Here is a 24,649-nt window from a genome sequence, read left to right as displayed (position 1 = left end):
GGAGGGCTGGCCCGCGGTCGCCCATCCCATGGCCTGGCGCCGGCAATCCTTTGATTCGTCGGCTGGTTTGTGTTATGACAGATACCTGCCGTCGTTCGTGCCCGACGTGCTGCCTCCAGCCATCACTTGATGGGTCTCACACTCAGCTGTGGACTGGGGTCGCATGCGATCGATCGCTGAAGGCTCAGGGGCTTTCGGCGAACGCTCTCTCGTTGCGCGATCATCGGCGTGCCCGGGAACCGGCGGCTGTGCGTCACTGATGCAGATCCTTCGGACAAGGGGCTGAAGCCGGGTGACCCACCCCGGATTACAGGGTTCGGCGCGGCGTTCAAGGCCGCGCAATGTTCTGGAGGCGCTTCTCGCATGACCACAGCCAAGAAGACGACGGCAGGCCGCCAAGGCTTCAAGACCGGCGAAGCGGTCGTGTACCCAGCCCACGGTGTCGGTCGCATCACCGCCATCGAGGAGCAAGAGATCGCCGGCTATAAACTTGAGCTGTTCGTTGTGTCCTTCGAGAAGGACAAGATGGTCCTGCGCGTCCCCACCGCCAAGGCTAACAGCGTCGGCATGCGCAAGCTCGCCGAGCCGGATCTTGTGAAGAAGGCCCTGGATCTCCTCACCGGCCGCGCCCGGGTCAAGCGGACCATGTGGTCGCGTCGCGCCCAGGAATACGAGGCCAAGATCAACTCTGGCGACCTCCTCTCGGTCACCGAAGTGGTGCGCGACCTCTATCGCTCCGAGGCTCAGCCCGAGCAGTCCTACAGCGAGCGTCAGCTCTATGAGTCGGCCCTCGACCGGGTCGTGCGCGAGATCTCGTCGGTGAACCGCATCACCGAGACCGAGGCCCTGAAGCTCATCGAGCAGAGCCTTGCCAAGTCCCCGCGCCGCGCCAAGGGCGAGGCCGAGGCGGAAGGCGAAGCCGAGGGCGACGACCTGCAGGAAGAGGCGGCCTGACCACCAGCCCCATCATCCCGGACGCGGTCCGGGACACCTCGTTTCCCGAAGCCCGGCGCGCACGCGCCGGGCTTTTTTCATGGTCGAGACGGCGACGCATCGCACGCTCACGAGACCGTGTGAAGCAAGCCGCCTGCGGAACCATCCCGGCGACCTCGGGTTGTCGCGTTGCCAGGCACAGGTCCTCTGCCCGATTACCATCGGCGACGTCGACTTGTGGTCAGAAGCACACGTTTCATCGAGGCGGAGGCGGGAATGGCGGACATCGCAGGGATACGGCGGCAGTTCATACGCACGGCGATGGAGGCGCCCTTCCTTGCGCGGGATGAGGAACGGGGTCTCGCCGTCCGGTGGAAGGACGAGCGCGACGAGCGAGCCCTGCATGGGCTGATCTCGGCGCATATGCGTCTCGTCATCGCGATCGCCGGGCGCTTCCGGCACTACGGCCTTCCTATGGCCGACCTTGTCCAAGAGGGCCATGTGGGCCTGATGGAGGCGGCGGCCCGCTTCGAGCCCGAGCGCGAAGTTCGCTTCTCCACCTACGCCACGTGGTGGATCCGGGCCTCGATCCAGGACTACATCCTCCGCAACTGGTCCATCGTTCGCGGTGGCACGAGTTCCGCCCAGAAGGCGTTGTTCTTCAACCTGCGTCGCCTGCGCGCTCGCCTGATGCAGTCGACCGAAGAGCATGTCGGCGACGAGATCCACCGCCGCATCGCGACGGCCATCGGCGTGTCCCGGGAGGACGTGGCCCTGATGGACGCCCGGCTCTCGGGCCCCGACATGTCCCTGAACGCGCCGGTTGGCGAGGAGAGCGAAGCCTCCTCCGAGCGCATGGACTTCCTCGTCGACGGAGCCGCGCTTCCGGATGAGACGGTCTCCGCGACGGTGGACGGCGAGCGCCGTCTGATCTGGCTGAACGAGGCCCTGACTGTTCTGTCCGAACGCGAGCTGCGCATCCTCAAGGAGCGCCGTCTCGCCGAGGACCAAGCGACCCTCGAGGCCCTTGGTCATCGGCTCGGCATCTCGAAGGAGCGGGTCCGTCAGATCGAGAATCGCGCTCTTGAGAAGTTGCGACGCGCCCTGGCCGAGCGCTTTCCCCAGACTGGTGGCAACGTCTACGCTTGAGACGTTGTCGGCGCTTCGCGAAGCCCCGCGAAACGTGGGCTTTCGCGGGATGCGCGGACCAGCTTAAAGCACTGTCCACGCTCACCATGCGGGCCTGACTGGGGCAATGACCGCAGTTGGACGGATCGACTCATCGTGAATGATGTGGCGCACGGTGTCGCGGAGGCGGCGACGCCCGCCGCCCGGGATTGGAATAATGCCGTGCCTTGCCCCGGTGCCGGTACGGCAGTCTGGCGGATCGACCTCGCACTTCGCATGTCCCTTCCTCCCGAACAATCCGCTTGGCTCTCGCAGGAGGAGCAGGACCGCGCCGACCGTTTCCTGCGGGCCGAGGATCGTGCGCGCTTCGTCGAAAGCCACGCGGCGCTTCGCTTGATCCTCGCGGGATATGGGGATCGGCGGCCTCAGGACCTGATCTTCGCGCAGGAACCCGGCGGACGGCCGGTCCTGGCGTCACATCCTCGGGCAGGCCTCCACTTCAACCTGTCGCATTCGGGATCTCTTGCACTGGTGGGCATCTCCACGGCCACCCCGATCGGTGTCGACGTGGAGGCGATCAGGCCGGTTGGCGACCCGCTCACGATCGCGCGCGCTCATTTCCATCGGAACGAGATCGCGGCCCTGACACAGGTGCCGCAGTCCCGCCAGGGGCCGACGTTCTTTCGGCTCTGGACGCGGAAGGAGGCCGTGGTGAAGGCACTGGGCACCGGCCTGATGGGCGCGCTCGACGGCTTTGACGTCAGCGCCGGTGATCCTTCCGGCCCTGCCATCGCCTGGGAGGATATGGACCCCGTGGCCTCCGGATGGTCGCTCTCCGACCTCGACCTTGGACCGGAGGCGGCCGGTGCCGTCGCTATCCCGCTGCCCGGCCAGTCCTGCCACCGATACCACCTCCCGAAGGACTGGGCCGCGCGGGCTTGAGAACGGCCTCGTCCGACAATTTCCCGCAAGGAAGCGCTTGCGGCCCGGAGGAGGGCTCGCTATACGTCCGCTCGCCGGCCCACCAAGCCGGCGTTGTCGGAGTGTAGCGCAGTCTGGTAGCGCACCACGTTCGGGACGTGGGGGTCGCAGGTTCAAATCCTGCCACTCCGACCAAGTTTCCCCTCTGCAGGATGCCTTCCCGGGGCGCAGAGGTTTTCCCCGACCAAACATTCGACCAAACAATGGTCGCGTTCGCGCGCCCCGGCCTATGCCTCGCGGGCGGCCGGAACGTCGACGAGACGGCGGGTGTTCGGGGCGATGATCGACGGCCAATAGCCTTGTCCGGGCTGGCCCGTCATGGCGTGCGTGATGAAGCCCCGCAGCCGATCCACCTTCTCCTCGGGCCGAAGGCGAAGCTGCCCGGGGCGGACGCGCTCGGCCTCCTCGGGCCGGACGACGCGGCCGTCGAGCCTCTCCAGGATGGCGGTGACCTCGGCGTCGGTGGCGCGAGGCAGGGCCTCGCGGACGAAGGGCTCGATGGCGGTGGCGTCGACGGTGCGCATGGCGTGGTTCCTTGCCCGGCGCCTGGCGCCGGTGCGATGGGAGGAACCCGCTGGGGGTGCGTGAGGCTGACCGGCCGGAGCCGGTCCCCTATGCCCTCAATGTGCGCCCCGGCCCTGCAGGGGACAAGCCCCGGGTGTGTGCGGTTTTCGCACACACCTCCTCACGCCACCTTCTTCCGACCGCCGCGACCGCCCAGCGCCGCCCGCGCGCCCTCCATGTGGCTCGACGAATGGTGGCCGTACCGGCGCTCGATCATCTCGACTGTCATCCCGCAATAGCCCGCAAGCTCCCAGATATCGACGCCGGCCTGCATGCCCCAGGTGACCGCCGTGTGCCTGAGGCTGTGCCGGACGACGTCGTCCCCGAGGCCCTCCTCGTGCACCAGGTTGGCGAAGCTCTTCTTGGTGGAGCCGACCGGGCGCTTCTCGAACTCGACGACGTACCGGTGCCCGAGGACGTGGTGCCAGCGCCAGAGGTGGGCGACGAGGCTGTCCGGCATCCGCACCGTCGGGGCCTTCTTGTTCTCGGCCTCCTTCGTCCCGAGAGCCTTCCGGTGGAACACCGCGACGCGCTTGATCACCGCGACCGTCACCTTCCGCTCGTAGACCTGGCCGTCGACGGTCACGGACTCGGTGCGCTCCTCGGTCGTCGTCTCGGTCTTTAGCTCCATCCAAGGCTTGCCGATCTCGCGGACGAACGAGGCGCCACAAACCGGTCCCGACCGGGTGCCGGTCCGGAGCGCCACCAGGATGAACCTTGCCAGGTGTCTGGCCGGGCGCCGGGGCATGACGTAGGTCTCGCCCTTGCGGGGACCGGACCGGATCGTCTGAACCTCGCGCTTGCGCCACGCCCGGAGGAGGAGCCGTGCCGCCTCGTTCCGGGTCAGCCACCGGTCGCGCTCCTCGCCCTTGGGCGGCAGGGTCACCCGGACGGCGTCGCGCGTCAGGTTGTCGGCGATGCTCACGTTCACGGCCGCGCGCAGGTCCTCAAGCTCGCGCCGGGCGCCGCCGGCGGTGACGACGCGCGCCTTCGTCGGCTTCGAGTAGCCGGTGCGGGCGGGCTTGCCGTCCTTCCCGGTCCCGAGGCGGGCGTGGGTCTTCCATGGCGTCCCGACGCGGCTGGCCACGTAGGCGGCGCACGAGACGGTGTCCACGTCAGCCAGCGTGCTCTCGCCCCACCACTCCAGGAGGGCGTAGATCCGCTGCGCGAGCTCGTGATGGCGGGAGACGCCGCCCTTGAGCTCGCCCGTCACCGGGTCGGGGATGCCCTTCTTCGCGTCGAGGTACCGGCTGAGGACCTCCGCCAGCGTCACCTCGTGCGCCGGCCGGCCCTTCGTCATCGGGACGGCCTCGACGGCCTGGATCGCCAAGCTGTCCTTGTAGTCGGCTAACCGGCGGAGCGCTTCGCGTTCCGGACCTTCGCCAAGGCCGCAGTCAGTGCTAGCGACCTGCTTGCTCCGGTGCATGATGACCCAGACACCGGACCTATCGATGCCGTCGGTTCCGACGCGTCCGGGGCGGTACCACAGGTACGGCTCGCCTCGTCTCCCGACCCCGAGCTTTCGGGGGCCCTTTCGCTTCCTGACTGCCATCCGTCCCTCCAGGCCCGCAACTGCCGGCGGGTCACCTCGATAAGACGACCGCGACGCGTTGCCGGAAGCTCGCCCCGCCGGATCGCACCGCGGAGATCCGCGACGGAGTAGGCGGGGAAGCCCCACAAGCCTGCGCATTCAGGCGCCCAGACCGCCCGGTGGAGCGCCCACGGCACGTCGTCGCCCGAGGCGGCGACGAGCGTCTTGGCGCCCTCCGAGTGATCCGAGGCGACGTCCAGGGATGTGATCAGGGTGTAAGTCGCGGTCATCTCGGAGAGAATCGTCCAATGTTTGGTCGCGGGCAATCGGCATCGGCCGCCAGGGTTAAGATCGTGGCCCTGGCGGTCCCGGCGCCCGATCAGGCTGCCTGCAGGGCGGAGCCGGCGAGGCGCTGGGCGAACGTCCGGAACCGGAGAGCCTCAGGTTCCGAGTTGATGCCGTCCGCCTTCGCGGCGCACCATGTGGCGAGCGCGCCCGGATCGCACCGCAACGATGACCCGTAACCTTCGTGGGGGCATCCCTGGAAAACCCAGGCTCGGGGAACCCAATAGGTTTCGCCGAGGATCTCCGCGATCTGCTGCAGCGGCAGCGCCCTGGGCGTCACCGGGTCGATGGGGCCCATGCCGTCGGCGATGACCCGCGCCCTCAGGATGAGGCTCCCCCGCTCCTCGTCCGAGGCGACGTCCGGAAAGTCGGCGGCGACCTCGACGGCGAAACCATCCCCGCCGATACGGAGGGCGTGGACGAGCGTCGCCACATGGTCCGGCCGGGCGTCCGAGGCGACCTGCTCGGCGATGATGTCGTTTAGCTCGTTGCGTGTCATCACAGGTCCATGTCCTCGAATGCGGCGCTGTCCTCGGTGAGCGCGGCTGCGAGGACGGCCTGGGCGGCGCGCTCCCCCGCCACCCGGCCCCGGGTTTCTGTAAGAGTGACCGCCACCGCGCTGCGCCATCCGTCCTGGCGGTCCCTCGTCCAGTCGCGATGCACGTCGAGGAGCAGGCCGAACGCGTCCTTCAGCTTCGGCCACCGGGCCATGATGTCCGGGGGGACGTAGATCGTCGCCCATGACGCCGGGATGGAGATGCCGAAGTCGGCGTCCAGGATCGCCGACAGGTCGGCTGCGATGGCGGGCGCGAGGCGGTCGGCATGGCGCCGGGCTATCGTGGACGCGCGCTTGGCGGCGGTCCGCAGGCGCTTGTCCATGGTGGCCTGCGCATCCGGGGGCAGGCCGCGGATCTGGACCGCCTTGCCGCCGATGATGCCGTAGCGCGCCTGCCGGTCGGGCATCGTCCAGACTCGTTCGCCGTCAGGGCCGTCGTCCTCCAACAGGAGCCCGAGGTGCAGCCCCCACGCGATGTAGTTGCCGACTTTGTCGGTGGCGAATTCGATACTCCATTCCCGGGGCACGCGCAGGACGTCGGCCGCTGCCATCAGGTCCGCTCGGTTCAGGCCAGCACGGCCCTCGAACAGGTCGATGAGGTACCAGTTGACCTCGACGGGGTAGGCGCGCAGGTCCCGACCGTAGGCGCGGTTCTGGATCGCGCCATCCAGGATGAGGGGGAGCGAGGAACCGATGAGGTGACCGTACTCCGGCCGGGGTTTGAACCGGTTCCAGCGACGCGGCATCAGGCGTCTCCCCGAGCGAGGACGCGCATGCCGGCAACGATGAACTGGGCCTTCGCCAGGAGGGCATCCCTTTCGAAATCCGCGGTGATGTCCGGCATGTCGTTGAACTCCTCGATGGCGACATCCACGCCGTCGGCGAGAATGGCGCGGATGAGCGTCCCGAGGTTGTCCGGGCGCAGGTCGGGCGCCGCCTGTTCGGCGAGGTAGTCGACGACGCCCTGGGCGAGCTCGTCGACATCCATGTCGCGCGGCTCCTCGATGCCCATCATGGCGAACAGGCTGGCGTCGATCTCGCGCAGGGCGGCGGTTGCTTGGGCGGTCATGCGTCAGGTCCTCTCGTGAAGGGATGCGGCCGCGTCGGTTCGGACCCAGGTCAGCGCCTCCATCGGCGCCCGGGCGGCTGACCGGGCGAGGCGCACGGCCAGCACATGCCTGGAGTTGTCGAGGCGAGGGTGAACGGGCGCCGTCGGTGGTCGCGGCGCCATGCGCTGAGCCTTGAGCCGGTTCCGGCGGGCTCGCCCGGACAGGCCCGCGTCGCTCCAGATCCGGCTCACGGTGCTGGGCTGGATGTCATGCTCGGCCGCCAGGGCGTCGACGGCGATGTCCCCATCGTAGGCCGCGATGACGGCTCGCTCGCGCTGGCTGGGCATGGGCGTAGCCGGAGCGAGGCCGGCACAGAGATCCGGGAACACCGTGCCGATGGCGGTCCTAGGCAGCCCGACGAGGGACTCGCGAAGTGCGGTGTCGACCGGGGGGAGGACGTAGCGCCCCGTCGCTGGCTGATCCCCCACGAGGGCGAGGGCGCGGCGCAGGACCCCCCCGACGGCGAGCTCGTGCTCGCGCCGGCGTTCGATGTCCGCCTTGGCGTCCGTGTCGCCGTCCTTGGCCCGGATGCCCATCATCGTGGCCTGGGCACGCTCCTTCGTGGAGATGCGGACGTAGTCGAGGCCCCGCGCTGGAAATAGGCCCCTCGTCGAGTTGTGTGGCACGCCCGAGGCTCGCTCACCGCGGGCCATGCTGCCGAGAGCGTATGAGGCCTCGACGCAGACGGCGGCGTCGAGATCCGAGAATGCCCGGCGCGTCGAGGCCCTTTTGAGGACGACACCTTGAGCGGCGCGACCGGCCTGCGCGAGGCTGCAGAGTGTGCGCTTGTCGAGCCAGAACCATCTTCCGATGGCGGCTTCGAGCGAGTGGCTCTCCACTAGGGCGGCCACCTTCGCGGGAGTGGGGTCCTGGTACACCTTCTGATCGACCGAGCTCACGTGCGGCCTCCCACACGGACGATGCGGCGCTCCAGGCCCAACGCGTTCAGCAGCCGCGGCGAGGCGGGGCGGTTCCCGTTCCGGACGTCGAGCACGTATGCCGCGCTCACGCCGAGGCGGCGGGCGACTGCGCTGGCGGACCCCTCGGCGTCAATGGCCGCTCGCAGGATCTCGACGGGGTCCACCGCAACCTCCCGTCTCACGCGGGGTTGTCTGCAAGTCGTCATATCGGTCTCCAGGCTATCGCGACGAATCCGTCGGCGCTTGCCAAAAGACTCAGCCTACGAGCCCCGTATTGCCATGCGTCTCGATGCCGCGGCGCCAGTATGGGCCACCGTCAAAGACAGGCTCAGGAGGAGAAAAGAAGGATTGCTCATCTAATCCTTCGACTTTCGAAGGATTAAAGGGGCGTCGCACTACTTGCTATCGCGGGCGACTTCGGCATGCTTAGTCGATTGCCAATCGACGAAGGACACCCCCCCGCCGTGCTGACGCTCCTCCTCCTCCTCCTCGGCCTCGCCCTTGTCGCGGCGCAGGCCTACGCGACGGCCGCTCGGCCGCTCCCGGTCGCCGAGGCGATCCCCCTCACGGCGCTGGGCCTGACGTGGCGCCAGCAGCGGTCCGTCAAGACGAAGCATGGCGACCGCGTCCTCTGGCTGGGCCTCGGCGACCCGGCCATCTATCGCCGGGCATACAACTTGGCCCGTGCCCCCCTGCGCGACGCCGGATACTCGTGGGCGGACGACCGCTCGGATGTGCGCGAAGGCGACTGGACGCCCTGCTGCTGGGAGCCGGTTCCGTCCGATGAGGCCGCCGCCGAGCGGGCCATCGCCGCCGCCGAGGCCGCAATTGTCGCCGACGACGAAGGCAAGGCGCGTGTCCAGGCCTATCTGCGCCAGCGGGAGATCGAGGAGGCGGAGGCGAACGGGCCCGGCCGGCAGGCCGCCATCGAGGCCATGAAGGTGTCGCTCAACAAGCTCCATTGGGCTTGGCCCAAGGCGAAGCGGGAACTCGCCGTCGCGGTTCTGCAGCATCCCATGGGCGTCGGCGGGTATCCGCACCCGGACGTGGCGCACATGGCCCGGCAACTCGTCCGCCAGGTCGACAAGGCCATCGAAAAGGTCCGCGAGCGCCTCGCCCGAGATCCGGTCCACGACTGGTTGGCCCGGGCGCAGGAGCCAGGCGTGCTCCAGGCGGTCCACGTCGGCGTCAAGTTGCTCTGCGGCTACGACGAGGACCGCGCCTCGATCCGGAACGACAGCGGGTGGGGCAAGAGCCACACCCACGTGGGCCACGTCCTCGGCTCGCTGAAGGAGCTCTCAATCGTCGAGGGCAGCCAAGCGCTTGCCGCCGTGTGGAGGCACCGGCGCCAGCTTCCCCCCGCCCTGCGCGAGCAGATCTTCGGCACCTCGGAGGCCTGATCGTGTCGCAGTTGTCCATGATGCCCGCCATCGACGCGGCCCTGACGACCGGGTTCCCCTGCGGCTCCTGGTGGTGGCCCGCCTGGAAGGCAGGCGACCCGCTGCCCCCTGGCTGGCGCCCGCCCGTCCCCGGGGCGGACAACCCGAAGCCCCGCCTCCCGGCGGGGTCTCCTCCGGGCATCGCTTGCGATGGCGACGAGATCGACGTCGAGATCGCCAAGGCCCTCGACACGTGGGTGCCGGATGGGTTGGAGAGCCCCTTCATCGGCATCCACCAGACCCGGCGCCTCGCATGCGGAGGGGCATGGGCATGCCTTGAGGCGTTGGACGGCGGGCTGAGCCACGCCACGGTGCGGCACGGAGTCATCGAGTGGGGGCACGTCCCGGGGGCGGGGGCGCTCGTCGCGTGGGAGGGCACGACGGAATGGGCTCGCCTGCCGGCTGGGGAGGCCTGGGACGAGGAGGCCCAGGCCTGGGGGCCGCACTTGCACTGGTCGCTGACGTGGAAGCCGGGTGATGTCGTTCCGCCGGGCTATACTCCTCCCATCGCTGGGGAAGCCCTGCCGGGATGGCAGGCATCGCACGGTGGCACGCTCAATGAGAACATCGTCTCGGACGTCTGGGCGGCCCTCTGGGCGAGTCATCCTCCGGGTGTGCCATTCCCACTAGAAGGCTTCGTCGAGACGCACGTTTTCCCAGACGGGGCCTTGTGGGCCAGCATGGTGGCCATAACCGACGGAGGCCTGTGCCACGTCACGCTCCGGGATGGACAGATCGAGTGGTCGGAGGCGCCGGGGGCCGGCATGCTCGTCTGGAGGGAGGACACCAGCACGTGGGGGCGCCTGCCGGCCAAGGATGCGTGGGACGCCGAGGCTCAGGCGTGGGTGCCAAAGGCCTCCTCGATTGAGGCGGTGTCCGCACCCCCGGACGTGGAAGCCATTGAGACGTCGGCGTCCGCTTCCTCGGACGTCGACCCGAAACCGGTCGCCCCGGTGGCCCTCCCCCTGCCGTCGGGCGGCATCGAGGCGTTCCTGCACGCCCACAACTTGGCGACGAACGCGGGATGGGAGGCCCTAGCGAACAGCCTGTCCCGCACGACTCCCGGCGACGTCCGCAACGCCGTGGCCCGGAACGTCGCCGGGGGGAGCCTGGCGGCGGTTAACGCCGAGGCGCTGCTGGCGCGCCTGGACGCCGCCGAGCCGCCGGCGGAGGTGGTGACGGAGGCCGAGTTTCCTGACGTCGATCCGGTCCACGGGACGCGCCGCGCCCCGCCGCCGCCCCCCGACTTCATGGAGGAACTCGTCCGCAAGCAGGATGAGGCGCGAGCCCGGCGAGAAGAGGCTTGGCGGCCGATGAAAGCGCTCGTCAATGCGGGGCTGGCGAAGATGGGCCAGCTTAACGAGACCCGCGTCCGTCTGCTCCCGCCCGCCTCGGACGGTCTGATGCTGTGGTACGACCCGAGCGTCGGCGACCCCAAGGAAGTGTCACTTTGGATCACCGACCCCAATGTCGACCCCGATATCCTGACGCGGATAGAAGGCATCTTGGGTGTCACGGCGCGAGGGGCGGCGACGTCGATCCGCCTGCTGAAGGCCGATCCGCCGTAGCAGGCGTCAGACGGTAACGTGGCCGCGCGGACACAGACAGGTTCTTTGATCCCGCTGTGAACCCGGCGATCAAGATCACCAACATCATCGCCCTGCTGCTGCTGACGATCTTGGCCCACTCCTGTGACCGCCGACCTTTTGATCCGCGTTCGGACACCAAAGTTCCGCATCAAATCAACCTAGAGTAACACAGGGCTGCCGCGCTTTGTCGAGCGGCAGCCCTCACCACGTCGAGCACGGTGCCCCCGTCAAGCCGCCGCCTTGACCTGGGATGGCAACAGCTGGCTCGGTGTGCCCGACGTGAGGACAAGCAGTCGCTTCTTCGCGCGGGTCGCCGAGACATGCAGGAGCGCCTTGTCCGCATCCACGACGGCTCGCCTGATCGCGGCGTCCGGCGCGGCATCAAGCAGCCACTTCGGCGGCATGATGCCATCGTTGACCTCGACGAGGGCGATAGCCGCGAATTCGAGCCCCTTGGCGCGATGCATGGTGCCGACGCGGACCCCCGGCTTGCTACGGTCGTCGGCCGTCTTCCTCGCCAACGTCACGACCGAATGGCCGCGCCCGCGGAGGGCCTCGGCGGCGTTCCGCACGAGGTCGTTGGTCCGTGCCAGGACGCAGATCTCGCCGTCCTCGATCCCCTGCTCCCGGCACCGCTCGATCCACGTCGACAACTCCGCCATGCCCGCGGCGGACGAGGATGCCGAGATCATCTCCGGCTCCGGACCGTGGAACAGGCTGCGGTAGCCCTTCAGGTCGTCGGTGGCCTCGTCGAGGTCGTCCACGGGCACGCCCTGGACGATGGCTTCCGCGAACCGCCGGATCTCGTCCGAGGTGCGGTAGCAGATCCGAAGCTTCCTGCTGCGCCCGCGAACGTTGATGCCGCACTTGGTCATCGACGCGCGGCGGCCGTAGATGCGCTGGTGCGCGTCGCCGACGATGAAGATGCTTCCCGGCGCCGCCGCACCCTCGACCTTCGGCGCCAGCTCGGCGACGAGCTGGAAGGCCTGCATGCCGAGGTCTTGCGCCTCGTCGACCACGACCGCCCGGTACGGTAGCAGCGCGGGCTTGTTCTGGAGGATCTCACGGGCGTCCCGATAGGCGTCCTCGGGTTCGGAAAGGCCTTCCGCGTCGAGGCGGGCCCGGTAGGCCGCGAAGATCGCCCAGACCCTTTCCTTGGTGCGGCGGTCGATGGGGGTACCCCGCCCAGCCCGCTGTACCCGGAGGTAGGACGCTAGGTCCTTGATGCCGTTCGCCTGGACGACCTGCCGCCACTCGTCCCTCAGGAACTCGAAGCCGAGACCGATGTCCTTGCCCTTGGCAAGGATGGCGTGATCCCAGGCCTCCTTCTGGCGCACGTCCTCGGCGTAGAGGATCTCCCGTGCGTAGCCTTGCTTCCGCAGGAAGTCGGTGACCCATCCATCAAGGTGGGTGACCTCGATCCGGGTCATCTGGTCCGCCGAGCACAAGTTTCTGAGGTCCGCCCGGACGTCCGCGGCCAGGTTCGACGTGAAGGTCGTGAAGAGGACGCGCCCGTTCGCGTCGCCCCTGTCCACGAGGCTCTGGGCGACATGACGGGCGCGATGCATCGCGACCACCGTCTTGCCCGTGCCCGCGCCACCCCGAACGAGCACCGGGCCGCTCCATGCCTGCTCGACCAGCCGGCGCTGGGACGGATGCAGGAAGATGCGCCAGAACTCCAACGGCTCGTCCAGCATGCGCTGCAACTCGTCGTCGTCCTCGACGAGCCAGAAGGACCGGCGGCTCTCGTCGGTGCGCAGGGCGGCGGCGAAATCATCGTCCGAGACGGGCTTGGTCTTACCGCGCTCCAGCTCCTCCAAAGTCTCGTCGACCGAGAAGTCTGCCGCGAGGCAAATGAGGACGTCGTACACGTCGGCGGGGATGCCCTTGCCGGCGTCCTCCAACTCCGCGTCGGATCGGATGGCCCGGATGGCGGGGATCAGGGCTTCCGGGATACCGAGCCGAGCGAGGTCGGCATCCTTGATGGCCGCGAAGAGCGGGCTGGCCTCCGGAATGGCTGGGCTCGCCGTGCGCGGCTCGGCGGCGGCCTCCACCAGGGTCATGTCGGTGACCTGGACCGCCGAGGTCACGGGATTGACGTCGACGACCCGGTTGATCGCCCATTTATAGGCGGCGTCGTGCTCGTCCATCCACATCACAACGAGCGCGCCGCCGCGGTCGTAGATGATGGCGCGGTGGTTCTGGTCTATGCGCGCCGACCTCATGTGCCGGTCGCGGGCGTTCACAACCTTCTCGAAGTTGATGCCGTTGGCGCCGGGATCGTTTTTGAGCTGCAGGATCAGCTTGGCGGCCTTGTCCTGCACGGCCCTCGGCAGCCGATTCTGGGCCATGAGGGCGTCGATCATGATGTGGACGTCGCGCTTCCTGGCGGTCATGCCGCAACCCCCATCACGTCGGTGAGCACGTCTTCCTGGCCGGTGTAGACGACCACGTCCCAACCCGGGAACACGTCGGCGAGCGCGGGGTCGATCACGACGCCGCGCCGGATGTCCGGCCATGCCAGTTCGAGGGTGCCATGCACGAGCCCGTCCTCCGACGCGACCTCGTAAAGCGCCTCAGGAACGGGCACCGTTGGCGTGCGCAGGCGCAGGGAGCCGATGAGCCCCTTGAGCTCGGGAAGCGCCAGTTCCTCGACCTCCGCCCAGGCCGCATCCGCCGTGGCCGGGCCGGGCTTGGGCGACGGCTGCTCCATGGCGGGTAGATCAAGCCCCTCCGCGCAACCGACGTAGAACGACGGCAGGAACTGAAGCAGGTTGAGGAGGCGAAGTCCCCCGTTCCATGCCGCGTGCCCGTGTGGCGATATCGTTGTCCGCCGCTCGAAGCCGGCGACCACGGTCACCTCGTCGGCCCGGGGCCACGCGGGCGGCTTCCACGCCTGCGCAATGGCGACGGCGACGGCCCCCACGGCCGCTTCCTCGACCTTGCCGAGGAGGTGGTTCCCGACGAGATCCTCCAACGTGGCCCGACCGCCATCGCCGGCCATCGCCTCCACGGCATCGAACAGCGCAACGGGTTCCCGGCCGCTCGCCCGACCGAGGAGCATCAGGCCGGCGGCGACGGATTCCGCCCTCCTCGTCCATCTGGAGGGGTCGGCCTCCCGGACCAGTCGAAGGAACTGGAGGAATGGCGGCTCATCCACCGCCGCCCGCATCTCGGTGACCCGCTCCGGGCCGCCGGCCAACTTCGCCAGGGCGTCATGGGGCAGCTTCGCCAGGGGGTCCCAGAAATGCGACGATGGCGAGCTCGCGCCCTGCTCGACGTCGTTCTTCGAGGCGGACCAGACGTGGACCCTGCCGCTCCTGATAAGCCGCTGCCGCAGCGTCAGGTCGTAAGGGACGATGTCGGCATGGTGGGTCCAACCGTCGACATAGATGGCGACGGGCCTGAGCCCCTCCTGCGGCACCGCGGGCCAGAGCACGAAATCGGCCCGCGTCTTCGGGACGTCCGGATAGAAACTGTGAAGGTCGACCTGCGGTTCGAGACGCCACTCGCCGCTCCCGTACGTGACGGCGTAGCCTGGCTTGCCCGAGATGACGATCTTGGCGAATTTGCCGCCCTCCGAGGCCTTCACGTCATGCTCGAAACGCAGCAGGAACCGGTATTCCAGGTTGCTCTCGATCAGCATGTTGAACTTGATCTCGTTGACGGTGGCGATGGGCTTGAGGCTGTCCCAGCCGGCGATGATGTCGGCCAGGATGCGCATAGCCGCATCGCGGGAGATCTCGCCCCGCCCGAAGGTCGCGGCGTGCGAGCGGATACATCGTGGGCACCCGTCCTTCGCCGGGTCGTCGCTGCAGACGCAGGTCCGCATGTGCTCGAAGGCGTGCGCGAAGACCGACCGGAGTTCCTCCGGCTTCGTCGCGAGCTGCTTGAGGTATCCGGTGCCACCCGGGACGGTGTCGTAGACGTAGAGATGGCGCCGGCTGAGGGGCCCTTCCTTCGTCTCGACTAGTGATGAGCGCAGGTGATCCACCTTGCCCCTGAAATGCAGGCGGAGGCCGAGGTCGATGGCGGCGCGCAGCGACTTGACGGCGTCGGCATCGTCCGCGGCCGCGAGGGGCAGCAGCATCCTGATCGCCTCGGAGGTGAACTCCCGGTAGAGATAGACGACGGACACGTAGGTGTCGGCGCTCTCGGACTTCACCTCCTGGCAGCGAGGCACGTGGACGCCGAGCTTCGATCCTTCGCGCTTCCTCTTCCAGAACTCGTCACCGGCCTGGACCTTGCCGCAGCTCCGACAGATCGAGAACCCGTGACCGTACCGCTTCTCCCCAGCAACCTTCTGGCCGGTCGGTGCGTCGCCGCGCTCTCCGAAGTTGACCTCCCGGAAGGTGCAGCGGCGAAGGTGTTCGTAGGCGAAGGGGGCCTCGCCGTTGTCGATGGCATAGGCATCACCGACCTGGTCCCGTTCGAATGCGGGCAGGTAGTCCCGGTCGAAGTAGTGGCGGTCGCGCTCGTCGGCGTCGTCCCCGATCCGTGACTTCCGGTCGCTGCCGATCGCGAGCACCTGCTTCAGGCGGATCATCGGCCGTCGCGAGCCGGTGTCGGCCCACATCGGCGAGGCGCAGCACGGGCATGGCGCCTCGGTCGTCCCGACCTGGTCGAGCTCAATGTGCGTGCATTCCGGGCAGACCCGCCACTGCTCGACGGGCGAGGCGGAGAGGTCGATCTGGTCGATCCTCATCTTCCGGCCCTGCGCGTAGAAGACCGCGTTCGGCGCGAAGTCGGACAGCGCCGCCGCCGCCGGCCGCATGTACTCGGTGACCGCCGGCTCGTTGTTCGCGTCGTCCGAGGGCTCGGAACGATAGAGGACGGACTTGAGGGTCACCCCCTGCTCGGGGAAGGCATAGTTGGGAAGGATGCCGCGGTCGGTCAGGAAGCCCAGGTTGTCGCCCTGCTCGATCCCCTGCTTGATGCGACGCAGCGCGCTCCTCTCCGCCTTCAGGGCGTCGACCTGCTGGTCGACGTCCAGGGGCGGCGGGACCATCGCGCCGAGGCGCTTGATCAGGTTGCCGCAGTCGTTGACCCGCTTGAGGACCGATGCGATCTCCTTGCCGGCATCCACGTACTCGGACGCCACGAGGTGGGTCAGCCCTGCGTCCTCACCCCCGACCGCGAAGGCCCGCAGCGTCTCCGCCGTCTCGCTGTCGTCCCGGATCCGCGGGAACAGGCCGCAGAAGCCATCGAAGAGCGCCTCCGCCTTCCCGGATCCGGCGAGGTACTCGAACCACGAGAGCGGGAACGACGCGCGGTCCCTCGTCTGGATCGCCCCCAAGGCGCCGCCGATCTTGCCGTAGCCCTTCGACGCCGCACCTTCCTTGACCCAGCAATCGAGGGTGTAGGCGGCGAACTGGCGCTTCAGGATGGCCACGGCCTTGAGATGGACGCCGGGCGTGCGGACCTTGCCGGAGATCATCTCCTGGGGGTCCGTCCAGTACCACATGTCGTGGGGCCGGCCGTTGGCCACCGTCACGTTCAGGGAGTTCCCGTCGCGACGCCCCGTGCGGCCTATGCGCTGGACGTAGTTCTGTTGCTCGGGGGGGACGGAGCAGAGGATCAGGGTCGAGAGGTCGCCGATGTTGATGCCCATCTCAAGGGTGGGCGTCGCCGAGAGGAGGTTCGGATACCAGGTGCGAGGCGTGGAGGACATGAACCGCTCCTCGACCCGCTGGCGCTCCTCGCGGTCGAGCAGGCTCGTGTGCTCCGCGGAGAGAACGCGCTTGACCCGCCCCCTGGTCATCACGCGGGTGCGGATGGCGGTCCTCGTGCCGTTCTCGGCCAGTTCGAGGCTGCCGTTGCATCCGACGCGGGTGCACGGCATCCCGACCCAGGACGCGGTCGCCGAGGCCGGGACGTTGTGGTCCGACCCGCAGGCGTCGCAGCGGACCTGTTGGGTATCCGTGTGGACCTGGATCGCTTCGGGCAGCAGCCCCCAGGCCGCGTTCGTGACGGGGTCGCGCCCCAGGCCCACCGTGATGCGCTCGGCGATGCCTTGCCGCTCCATGATCCTGAAGAGGAGCTGGTAGGCGTCCCTGAAGAGCGTCCCCGTCAGCGTGAGGGCGTGGTCGAAGCATTTGTGGAACCAGGGCACGTACCAGCCGCCCACGCCGTCGCTCGCGACGGTCTCGAAGCCCTTCAGGATGCGGTTGGACGGGAAGACCGGCTTCGGCGACGCCGGCGCGTACTGCGGCAGGGACTTCCCGGACGGATGTCCCTTGGTCACCGCGAACCATCGGGCCTCGTGCCCGACGTAGATCCGGGTGACGTCCGTGACGACCGCTCCCCTGGCCCTCATGTGGTCGAGCACGCCGACCACGAAGTGCACGATGTCCCGCGGCTCGATGGCGTCCGCCGCGCTCCCGAGGGTCTCGGGCATCCGTAGGCCGAACTCGTTCACCACCCGCTCGATGGCTTCCACGCTCACGTGGGTCGCGACGATGCCGAGCCGTTCGACGGTCGCGCCCAGGCGGGACCTGAACGTCAGCTCCGCGAAGGTGTCCCACGCGAGGCGCTCGCGCAGGTAATCGGGAAGCTTGCTCCTGGCCGGGAGCTCGTCGGCCCCGAGGAGCTTCCGGTAATCGTCGCGCCATTCCATGTCGGGGGGCAGGTACGTGGCGACGAAGTCGGCGTCGTCGGCGCCGGGTCCGAGCGCGGCCTTCATCGCGTCCGGGGCGCGCCCGGAGACGGTCCCGAGGTCGGCGACCACCTCCTCGCACACGAAGCGCGAGAGCGCCGCGCGGAACACGCTTGAGGCGTTCCTCGCCTGCAGGACGGCACCCCGGTGCGCGGCGTCCTGTACCGAGTCCGAGAAGGTCAAAATCTTGGGGTCGTCGTTGTGATCCGAGGCGAAGAGGGTTCCGACCATCCCTGAGACCATGGTGACCGACTGCGCCCCCAGGATGCCCATCCCGCTCGGGCTGCCGCAGAACGGGCAGTCGTGATCGACCCGGAAGCGCTCGTCGGCGAGATGGCCGGGCTTATGGACGAAGACCTCGATGAGCGAGGTGGGCTCCGCCTTGCAGGAGCTGCAGCCCTTCTCGGGCTTCCCGTCGTAGTGCGGCACCAGGCACCGCGTGCAAAGCCAAGCCCCGAGGGTCTGCTTGGAGAGCTTCCTCTTGGTCCTTGGCACCGGTTCCTCGGGCAGGAGGAACCTCAACCGGTCGGAGTACCCGAAGTACGCCTGGTAGACGTCCTTGGGTTCGGCGCAGAGCGCGCGCCGTTCGTCGGCCGGCATCACCGTCGCCCAGCCCGCGCCCCCGCAGCCACGGCAATGGATGACCGGGAGGGCCCGCCTCTGCTCGTCCTGCCCGAGGTCGTCGTGGTGCCTTAGCCAGGGCGATGCCTCGACGGTCGCGACCATGCGGCGCATCTCGCGAAGCCAGAGCTGGTTGCGGACGTTGAAGAACGGCAACGCCATCGGCCGTCCATGCTCGTCCCGCACGTCCGGATCGGCGCGTCGCGCATGGGCGATCAACGCCGTGAGGGTGTCGAGCAATGCATCCAGATGGACATCGGTGAAGACGCGGTAGAGCCGGTTGCCGCGAAGCTCCTCACGGAGGGTGGCATACGAGGTCGGACGCCCTTTCATGACCTTCAGGAGGTTCTGGAAGAAGAGGTTCGCGTCGATCATCCTCCCCAGCGCGAAACGACCGTCGATCTCGGAAAGATCACCCGGAGGTTGGTCGAACCACAGCCTGAAGGCCCGGCGCACGAGCTCGTCGGGTAGGATATCGTCGATGGCCTCGACAACCGACCGCGCGTCGGCCTCGGTGGGCACGTCGAAATATTCGACCTGGAGGGGTTGGAGGTACTCCATGACCGAATGCCGGTCCTCCAGGACGATCGAGTCCTTGTCGAACGGCTCGTCGAAGATCTCCGCCGCGTATGCGATCAGGTCGTCGACTGCTTCGGGACCACCCAGCGTGGCCGATGTCCCGACGCAGCAAAGGTCTCCGCGGCTTATGGCGAGACGGGCCTTCAATCGACGGACGAGGCTCGCTAGGTCGGTGCCCTGCGCCCCGTCGAAGGTGTGGAGTTCGTCGACGACCAGATATCGGAGCGGCGCGGGTTTCCCCTCCCCGCCCCAGATCGAGCGCTCGTCCGGTCGGACGAGCATGTAATCCAGCATCTTGTAGTTCGTGAGCAGGATGTCCGGCGGGTTTCCGATCAAGGTCGTCCGGTCATCGATCACGCTGTGATCGGTCATTCCGTTCGTAGGATGCTTCGAACGTTCGTCGGCGTAGAGGCCGACCCTCAAACCCTTCAGTCCCGGCGTCTTCGCGATCAACCTGGCGATGCGGCGTGCTTGGTCCGCTGCCAGGGCGTTCATCGGGTAGACGAAGATTGCCTTGATGCCCCCCTCCGACCTGGCCTTGCGGCAGGCGTCCAGGATGGGCAGCAGGAAGCATTCCGTCTTGCCCGAACCGGTACCGGTCGCGACCAGCGTGGACCTGGGGCGGTCCGACGAGAGACGCTGGAACGCCAGTTCCTGATGCTTGTACGGCTTGAAGCCCATCGGGATGGCCGGGAAGAACTCCCCGACCCGTCCGCTGCGCCTGAAGGGCATGTCCAGGGACAGCCAGGGGCCTTTGACCAAGCTGTCGCGCTCGCCCACGAAGCGTTCGATGAGATCGTGGAACCCCGGCGACGACGGGGCGAACGTGGCGCGAAGCTGGTCCTCCACGCCGTTCCGGACCTGACGTGCCAGGATCGAAGGAAGCATGGTCAGGCAGCCTTCTTCATGTTCTGGGCGGAGAAGAAGGCCCATGCGCGCCGATAGTCGGCCTCGCGATCACAGGTGACGAACGGCGCCGGATAGCTGCGCGTGATCGTGGTCGGTCCTTCGGGAAGGAAGTCGACCGTCAACTCGCAGTCGAGGGACTCGCCCTCAGGCTTGTCGGCATAGAATTCGACCCACTCACGGGCGCTCGGCTTCTTTCCGTCCGGCTTGCGCCATCCGAGGCCACTCAGTCCCTTCGAGCAGGTCCAGACGATGCGGCCGTTGAGATCGTACCAGGTCCCGCGCTCGTTCTCGTCGAGGACATGGAACTGGGTCCGGTACATCTCGATGAGTTGTTCGAGCGTGAGGCCAAGCGCCTGCGCGACCAGCACGTCGATCTCGACTAGGGCCAAACGTCTGGCAAAGTCGGACCGGAGACCAACCCCTTGGTTCCAAGATGCATCGTTCTTGAAAATATGCGGAGTTTCAACTGACAGCCGAGGATCGCTAGAACTCCAAGACATCACATTGAGAGATCCAATGTGTCTATCCCAGAGGCTTGCGTAGTGGCTGCTTAGGCAATTTAATCGTAGAGCGCGATGCTTAGCAGTATCAGCAACATTCGCCCAGGGGAAAAAACGGAGACTTGACTCTCTAAAATCAGTTTGCCCAGTTGCCTTAACAATAAAATCAAAAGGTAGCGACATCCATAGCGGCGCCGCATCAACGAGTGTCTGATCATCACCGAACGCAAGGCTTTCTACGGTATCGACATGCGCTACGCCCGGGGGAATGAGTGCGCAGATAAGGGTGCGCTCTGTTGGTGGGCTCATCATACGCCTGAAAGCAAGTCGAAATGCGTCGATGTGCCTCTTCGTGGTGTCCCACTGAAGGGCAGGGAGGCCACGAAGATAAATTTCTTTGCTTGCTATTCGCCTATAATAGTTTCTTTGTAAGTATTCACTATTGACATCACAAAGTTCGATTTCATTTTCTCTGCGCCCTTTGATATCGGGGCATTTGTACATGGGGTTACCGACGTAGATAAGGGATCCGGTAAGAACTACCTCATTAGCGGCGCTTGGGAACCAGACCGTCTGTTCAAGGGTATGTGTACGTTTCGTGGCGGTGCTTTCGTCCCATAGACGACGCATCTGAAACGGGCGCGCCGCTTCAGTAAATGATATTCGCGAACTCGAAAATGCATCGAATATAGAAAGCGTTTCAGTCGAGAACGGAAATAGAAAACGGGTCATATCTGCTGATGTGCGCTCGTCCTCGATCACTGCGGCGAAGGATTTGAGGGTCGCGAGATCGACACGAACTATTCGTTTGCGATGTCCACGTGTGTCCCAACCGCCCTCGGGACGCTTCATGCTTGGGACGGGTCCGACGGCGTCGTGTTCGTAGCTGTCATCCACCATGTTGGGCAGAAGCAACGAGGCGATATGATCGAAGCCGACTTCCTGCTCAAAACCGGCGTAAACGTTAAGACTGAATGTCTTGCGGTCGCTTACTTCTGCGAACATTCTCCGGGTGATGGCATTTCTGAAATGATAGTGTCGCCGGATGCGCCTATACCACGTCCGCCGGAGCAAGCCGCCATCCGGGTCGGACAAATGATTATCCTGGTGGATCAGGGCCGCGTAGCCGCCTCGCGCCGTCACGCGGAAGGCTAGGTCCATGAAGCACTTGTAAAGGTTGGGTTGCCCCTGGGCCAGGAACGGGTAGCACGTCGGCGAGGAGATGAACGCCTGCAGGCCGCCGGTCCCCGTGTAGTCCTCCAGGTAGGCGGCGCGGGCCAAGGGATCGGATAGCAGGGCGGGCTTTCGCTTATCGACCTCGGCGGCCGACACCTCGGTGATGCCGAAGATCGGCTCGACCTCGCTGAGCACGTGCGCGTCGATCCACGCGGGCTTCAGCCAGGGCGGGTTCCCGATGACGAGGTCGAAGCCGCCCCGCTCGCGCATCACGTCCGCGAACTCAAGGTCGAAATGCATGAAGCGCTGGCGGCCAGCCACGCGCATCGCGGTCGGCATCCAGGGCGAGGCCTCGATCAGGTGCTCGACGTTCACGTCGCCGAACAGGTCGTCCTTACGGATCTCGACGACGCGTTCCTCCGCGCGGAAGAGGCTGTCACCCCCCTTCCCGGCGGGCACGGCAACCGTCTCGAACAGGCGCCCCTGGGCGGAGCCCGTGGCGAACGCGTGGGTCGTCACGCTCTGCCCGTCCGCCCCCTGCGTGAGGACGAGGTCGAGGCCCTGCAGGAAGGTCGCCCTGGACGGCAGGAGGTCGGCCTTGTCGATGGGCCAGAACCAGAGGGAACACCATGCGTCCATGGCCGCACGGAGGCGCCGCCACGGGACGGAGTTCCGGACGCCGTCGCCATGGAATTTCGCCAGCCGGCGCATCTTCTCCTGGAAGTCGACGTGCCGCTCTCCCTCTTGGCTTGCGGCCGGCCAGATCGAGATGTCGTCGTTCACCTCCGCGCGCATCTCGCGCAGGCGGTCGGCGACCTCCTCGAAGAGGACGTCCACGGCGGCGGAGAGGCGCACGACCGTCTGTACCTCGTCGGTGGTCAACGGCTGGACGAAGTCCTTGCGCCACCGCGTCAGGGTCTCCCAGTTCTCCTTCACGGCCAGCGGCGCGACGGTCTTCGCGTCGTAGCCGCACATGCCGGGATCGGGCAGGAGGAAGTGCCAGACCTCGTCGGCGGCACGGGCCTCGCCCGACCACCCGATCTCGCGCGGCCGTTGCCGATACCAGCGCTCGTCCTCCTTGCGACGCATGAGCGACCCGACCGGGAAGACGGCGCGCCGGGCACCGACGAGGGAGTTCCCGGCGTGGACCTGATCCTCGAACCAAGGCGCGAAGCCGCCGGCATGCAGGCAGTTGAGCCAGAGCGACACCTGGCCCAGCTCAACCGCGATGGGGTTGAGGTCGACGCCGAAGACGTTGCGGTCGGCGAGGTAGGCGCGGACCTTCTGCCGCTCGTAGCCGAAGGACTCGTGCGGGATGCGTGTGCCGACCTCGGCCTGCTTCATTTCGAGGTATCGGTCGGCGAGCTGGTTGACAACCTCGACCAGGAAGGCCGCGGAGCCCATCGCCGGCTCCACGATCCTGAGGGTCAGGATGTCGTCGGCCGTCTTGCCGGCCAGGAGGTCCTTCAGGGCGTACTTCACAAGCACCCGGGCTAAGGGCTCCGGCGTGTAGTAGGAGGCGGAGTTCTCGCGGTTGCGGCCGCCGAGGCGGTAGATGAAGGTCCCGCGCGGATGGACCTGGGGCAGGTTGCCCGCGTAGACGATCTGCCCGTCCTTCGGGTCGGCCGCCTGTAGGAACTCCCCCGCTCGCGACAGGGGGGCGAAGAAGGCCGCCTCCAGGGGGCCGGGCGCGGGCTTGCCGGCTGGCTTGAGCTCGATCAGGTCCTCGGTCGCGAAGAAGCCCGAGAATGAGAGCAGGCTTTCGTAAACGGCACCAAGCTGCGAGATGCCGAGCTGCGCGTACGAGATGCGTCCGCGCCTCCTGCCCCGGTCGCCCTTCGAGAGCGACAGGAGGCGGATCACCGCCTGCAGGGGCTCGTTCCGGAAGCGCAGGCCGCCGAGGTAGGTCGCGACCGCATCGGGGTCGAAGAGCCGCGCACGGACGGCGTGGAAGGTGAAGGCCTCGCCCGCGTTCCCGGCGGCCGGCGTTCCGTCGAACACCAGCGCGAACAGGGCGTCCAGGGTATCCGAGATGTAGTGGCCGTCGCGGTCCTCGTCGGTCTCAAGCGGCACGAGCTCAAGCTCGCGCAGGCTCTCCAGGCTGTATCCGGTCCGGTAGGCCTTGGCCCTCATCGGTGCGAACCCGAGCTCGGGACGGGCCTCGATGAAGAACAGGAACAGCAGGCGGTACATGTACCGCAGGCACTCGGTCGAGAGCCTGCCGGCGTCGAGCATGTTCTCGCCCGAGAAGACGGCTTCCTTGCCCGCGCGCCGCTTCGCGACGACGAGCTCGGCGGCTTCCCTTCCCAGTATCTCGATGGCTTCCCGGAGCGCGAACTTCAGGTCCTGCGAGACGCCGAAGGCGTGGCGGTGGCTCTCCTCGTCGATCCGGTCGATCAGGGGCGTCCCGGACCCGGGTGCCAGCGAGTCCGCGAGGAGCAGCGCGGCGGTCACGTCGAGCGTCGTGCCCTCGGAACGCCCGAAGATCTCGGTGAACCGGAAGCGAAGCAGGCGGCTGTCCGCCCACTTGCGCCGGTCGATCAGCACGGCCTGCGACATGCTCAGGAGGATGACGAAGCGCGGCGGCGCGGCCAGCCCGAACACGCCCCGCGTCACCGCCGTCTCGGCCGTGTCCTTGCGACGGCGAGTGATGTCCTGCGCGCTCTCGATGTTCTCGAACTGCTCGCAGCGAAACCTCACCTGGAGCGGGTCGGTCTCGAAATCGTCGCCGGAAGGCGCCGGAACCTCGACGACCCAGACCTGATCCTCGTCGCCGAAGCTGCGACGCGCCAGGACCGGGATGAGCTTGCCTTCCGCGTCGAGGATCAGCTCCGATCGGCGCTCGTACCCGAGGGCATCCAGGAACTGGTGCGCGAACTCCCTTCCGATGAGGAGCCGCTTCTCGTGGGCGCGTTCGGCGGCGTAGTCGGCCTGCAGCCGTCCCCAGGCCTTGGCGACCTTCTCCAGGCTGCGCCGGGGGGACGGGAGGCCGTCCCTCTCGGCCGCGCGCCAGGCGGCGCGCGTCTCCTCGATGTCCCCCTCGAACACCGTCGTGAGGTAGTGCTCCGAGTAGAACTCGTTCTCGTTCGATATGCCGGCGAGCTCGATGGGCAT

At 67.3% G+C, this 24,649-nt stretch carries 15 protein-coding genes and 1 tRNA gene; 6 read left to right on the top strand and 10 right to left on the bottom strand.

Features of this window, described 5'->3' with window-relative positions:
- Positions 1 to 363 precede the first annotated feature (363 nt).
- From ASF20_RS22880 to ASF20_RS22865, 4 genes are all read left to right on the top strand, one after another.
- Positions 364 to 954 (top strand): CarD family transcriptional regulator, encoded by a 591-nt coding sequence (locus ASF20_RS22880; protein WP_056212152.1) that lies wholly within the window; start codon positions 364 to 366, stop codon positions 952 to 954.
- A gap of 255 nt (positions 955 to 1,209) precedes the next feature.
- Positions 1,210 to 2,082, top strand: a complete 873-nt coding sequence (locus tag ASF20_RS22875) for an RNA polymerase factor sigma-32 (RefSeq protein WP_055956812.1) — start codon at positions 1,210 to 1,212, stop codon at positions 2,080 to 2,082.
- A 135-nt stretch (positions 2,083 to 2,217) separates the two neighbouring features.
- Complete coding sequence (locus ASF20_RS22870; protein ID WP_156648168.1) at positions 2,218 to 3,003, top strand: 4'-phosphopantetheinyl transferase superfamily protein; 786 nt, start codon at positions 2,218 to 2,220, stop codon at positions 3,001 to 3,003.
- A gap of 97 nt (positions 3,004 to 3,100) precedes the next feature.
- Positions 3,101 to 3,177: transfer RNA gene (locus tag ASF20_RS22865), tRNA-Pro, on the top strand.
- Between the two features lie 92 nt (positions 3,178 to 3,269).
- Here the strand turns inward: ASF20_RS22865 and ASF20_RS22860 are convergent.
- The 7 genes from ASF20_RS22860 to ASF20_RS22830 form a co-directional block, all read right to left on the bottom strand.
- Positions 3,270 to 3,566 (bottom strand): hypothetical protein, encoded by a 297-nt coding sequence (locus ASF20_RS22860; RefSeq protein WP_056278402.1) that lies wholly within the window; start codon positions 3,564 to 3,566, stop codon positions 3,270 to 3,272.
- Positions 3,567 to 3,727: 161 nt separating this feature from the next.
- Complete coding sequence (locus ASF20_RS22855; RefSeq protein ID WP_056278400.1) at positions 3,728 to 4,936, bottom strand: hypothetical protein; 1,209 nt, start codon at positions 4,934 to 4,936, stop codon at positions 3,728 to 3,730.
- Between the two features lie 580 nt (positions 4,937 to 5,516).
- The gene (locus ASF20_RS22850) at positions 5,517 to 5,981 is read right to left on the bottom strand and encodes a hypothetical protein (RefSeq protein ID WP_056278398.1); all 465 of its coding nucleotides are present in this window, start codon (positions 5,979 to 5,981) and stop codon (positions 5,517 to 5,519) included.
- Positions 5,981 to 6,784: a hypothetical protein gene (locus tag ASF20_RS22845; protein WP_056278395.1), complete on the bottom strand. Its 804-nt coding sequence runs from the start codon at positions 6,782 to 6,784 to the stop codon at positions 5,981 to 5,983. Before ASF20_RS22845 ends, ASF20_RS22850 begins: the two co-directional genes overlap by 1 nt.
- Positions 6,784 to 7,107, bottom strand: a complete 324-nt coding sequence (locus ASF20_RS22840; protein ID WP_056278393.1) for a hypothetical protein — start codon at positions 7,105 to 7,107, stop codon at positions 6,784 to 6,786. Before ASF20_RS22840 ends, ASF20_RS22845 begins: the two co-directional genes overlap by 1 nt.
- 3 nt (positions 7,108 to 7,110) lie before the next feature.
- On the bottom strand, positions 7,111 to 8,046 hold the full coding sequence (locus ASF20_RS22835; protein ID WP_056278390.1) for a hypothetical protein: 936 nt from the start codon (positions 8,044 to 8,046) through the stop codon (positions 7,111 to 7,113).
- Positions 8,043 to 8,231, bottom strand: coding sequence for a hypothetical protein (locus ASF20_RS22830; RefSeq protein WP_156648167.1), 189 nt, complete (start codon positions 8,229 to 8,231; stop codon positions 8,043 to 8,045). Before ASF20_RS22830 ends, ASF20_RS22835 begins: the two co-directional genes overlap by 4 nt.
- 300 nt (positions 8,232 to 8,531) lie before the next feature.
- On the opposite strand from ASF20_RS22830, the gene ASF20_RS22825 reads away from it, so the two are divergent.
- Together ASF20_RS22825 and ASF20_RS22820 are read left to right on the top strand one after the other, a co-directional pair.
- Positions 8,532 to 9,467 carry a hypothetical protein gene (locus ASF20_RS22825; RefSeq protein WP_056278383.1) on the top strand — a complete coding sequence of 312 codons (936 nt, stop codon included), beginning with the start codon at positions 8,532 to 8,534 and terminating at the stop codon, positions 9,465 to 9,467.
- 2 nt (positions 9,468 to 9,469) lie between these two features.
- The gene (locus ASF20_RS22820) at positions 9,470 to 11,074 is read left to right on the top strand and encodes a hypothetical protein (RefSeq protein WP_056278380.1); all 1,605 of its coding nucleotides are present in this window, start codon (positions 9,470 to 9,472) and stop codon (positions 11,072 to 11,074) included.
- Positions 11,075 to 11,322: 248 nt separating this feature from the next.
- On the opposite strand, the gene ASF20_RS24375 is transcribed toward ASF20_RS22820, so the two are convergent.
- Genes ASF20_RS24375 through ASF20_RS22805 form a run of 3 tightly spaced genes read right to left on the bottom strand, consistent with a single transcriptional unit; the run spans position 11,323 to position 24,649 of the window.
- Positions 11,323 to 13,491 carry a UvrD-helicase domain-containing protein gene (locus tag ASF20_RS24375; protein ID WP_056278377.1) on the bottom strand — a complete coding sequence of 723 codons (2,169 nt, stop codon included), beginning with the start codon at positions 13,489 to 13,491 and terminating at the stop codon, positions 11,323 to 11,325.
- A complete protein-coding gene (locus ASF20_RS22810) occupies positions 13,488 to 19,838 on the bottom strand; it encodes a DEAD/DEAH box helicase (RefSeq protein ID WP_056278373.1) in 6,351 nt (2,116 codons plus the stop codon). The genes ASF20_RS24375 and ASF20_RS22810 overlap by 4 nt, the downstream gene beginning before the upstream one ends.
- Before the next feature lie 2 nt (positions 19,839 to 19,840).
- Positions 19,841 to 24,649 (bottom strand): hypothetical protein, encoded by a 4,809-nt coding sequence (locus tag ASF20_RS22805; RefSeq protein ID WP_056278370.1) that lies wholly within the window; start codon positions 24,647 to 24,649, stop codon positions 19,841 to 19,843.

It is taken from the genome of Methylobacterium sp. Leaf88 (genome assembly GCF_001422795.1).
Classification (GTDB): domain Bacteria; phylum Pseudomonadota; class Alphaproteobacteria; order Rhizobiales; family Beijerinckiaceae; genus Methylobacterium.
This window is presented reverse-complemented; position numbering and strand designations above follow the sequence as displayed.

What these genes read in the sequence shown, in the direction of transcription:
- ASF20_RS22810 (WP_056278373.1), bottom strand. Translation starts at nt 19,838, where the DNA reads ATGCTTCCTTCGATCCTGGCACGTCAGGTCCGGAACGGCGTGGAGGAC.
- ASF20_RS22875 (WP_055956812.1), top strand. Translation starts at nt 1,210, where the DNA reads ATGGCGGACATCGCAGGGATACGGCGGCAGTTCATACGCACGGCGATG.
- ASF20_RS22880 (WP_056212152.1), top strand. Translation starts at nt 364, where the DNA reads ATGACCACAGCCAAGAAGACGACGGCAGGCCGCCAAGGCTTCAAGACC.
- ASF20_RS22840 (WP_056278393.1), bottom strand. Translation starts at nt 7,107, where the DNA reads ATGACCGCCCAAGCAACCGCCGCCCTGCGCGAGATCGACGCCAGCCTG.
- ASF20_RS22805 (WP_056278370.1), bottom strand. Translation starts at nt 24,649, where the DNA reads ATGCCCATCGAGCTCGCCGGCATATCGAACGAGAACGAGTTCTACTCG.
- ASF20_RS22860 (WP_056278402.1), bottom strand. Translation starts at nt 3,566, where the DNA reads ATGCGCACCGTCGACGCCACCGCCATCGAGCCCTTCGTCCGCGAGGCC.
- ASF20_RS22850 (WP_056278398.1), bottom strand. Translation starts at nt 5,981, where the DNA reads ATGACACGCAACGAGCTAAACGACATCATCGCCGAGCAGGTCGCCTCG.
- ASF20_RS22845 (WP_056278395.1), bottom strand. Translation starts at nt 6,784, where the DNA reads ATGCCGCGTCGCTGGAACCGGTTCAAACCCCGGCCGGAGTACGGTCAC.
- ASF20_RS24375 (WP_056278377.1), bottom strand. Translation starts at nt 13,491, where the DNA reads ATGACCGCCAGGAAGCGCGACGTCCACATCATGATCGACGCCCTCATG.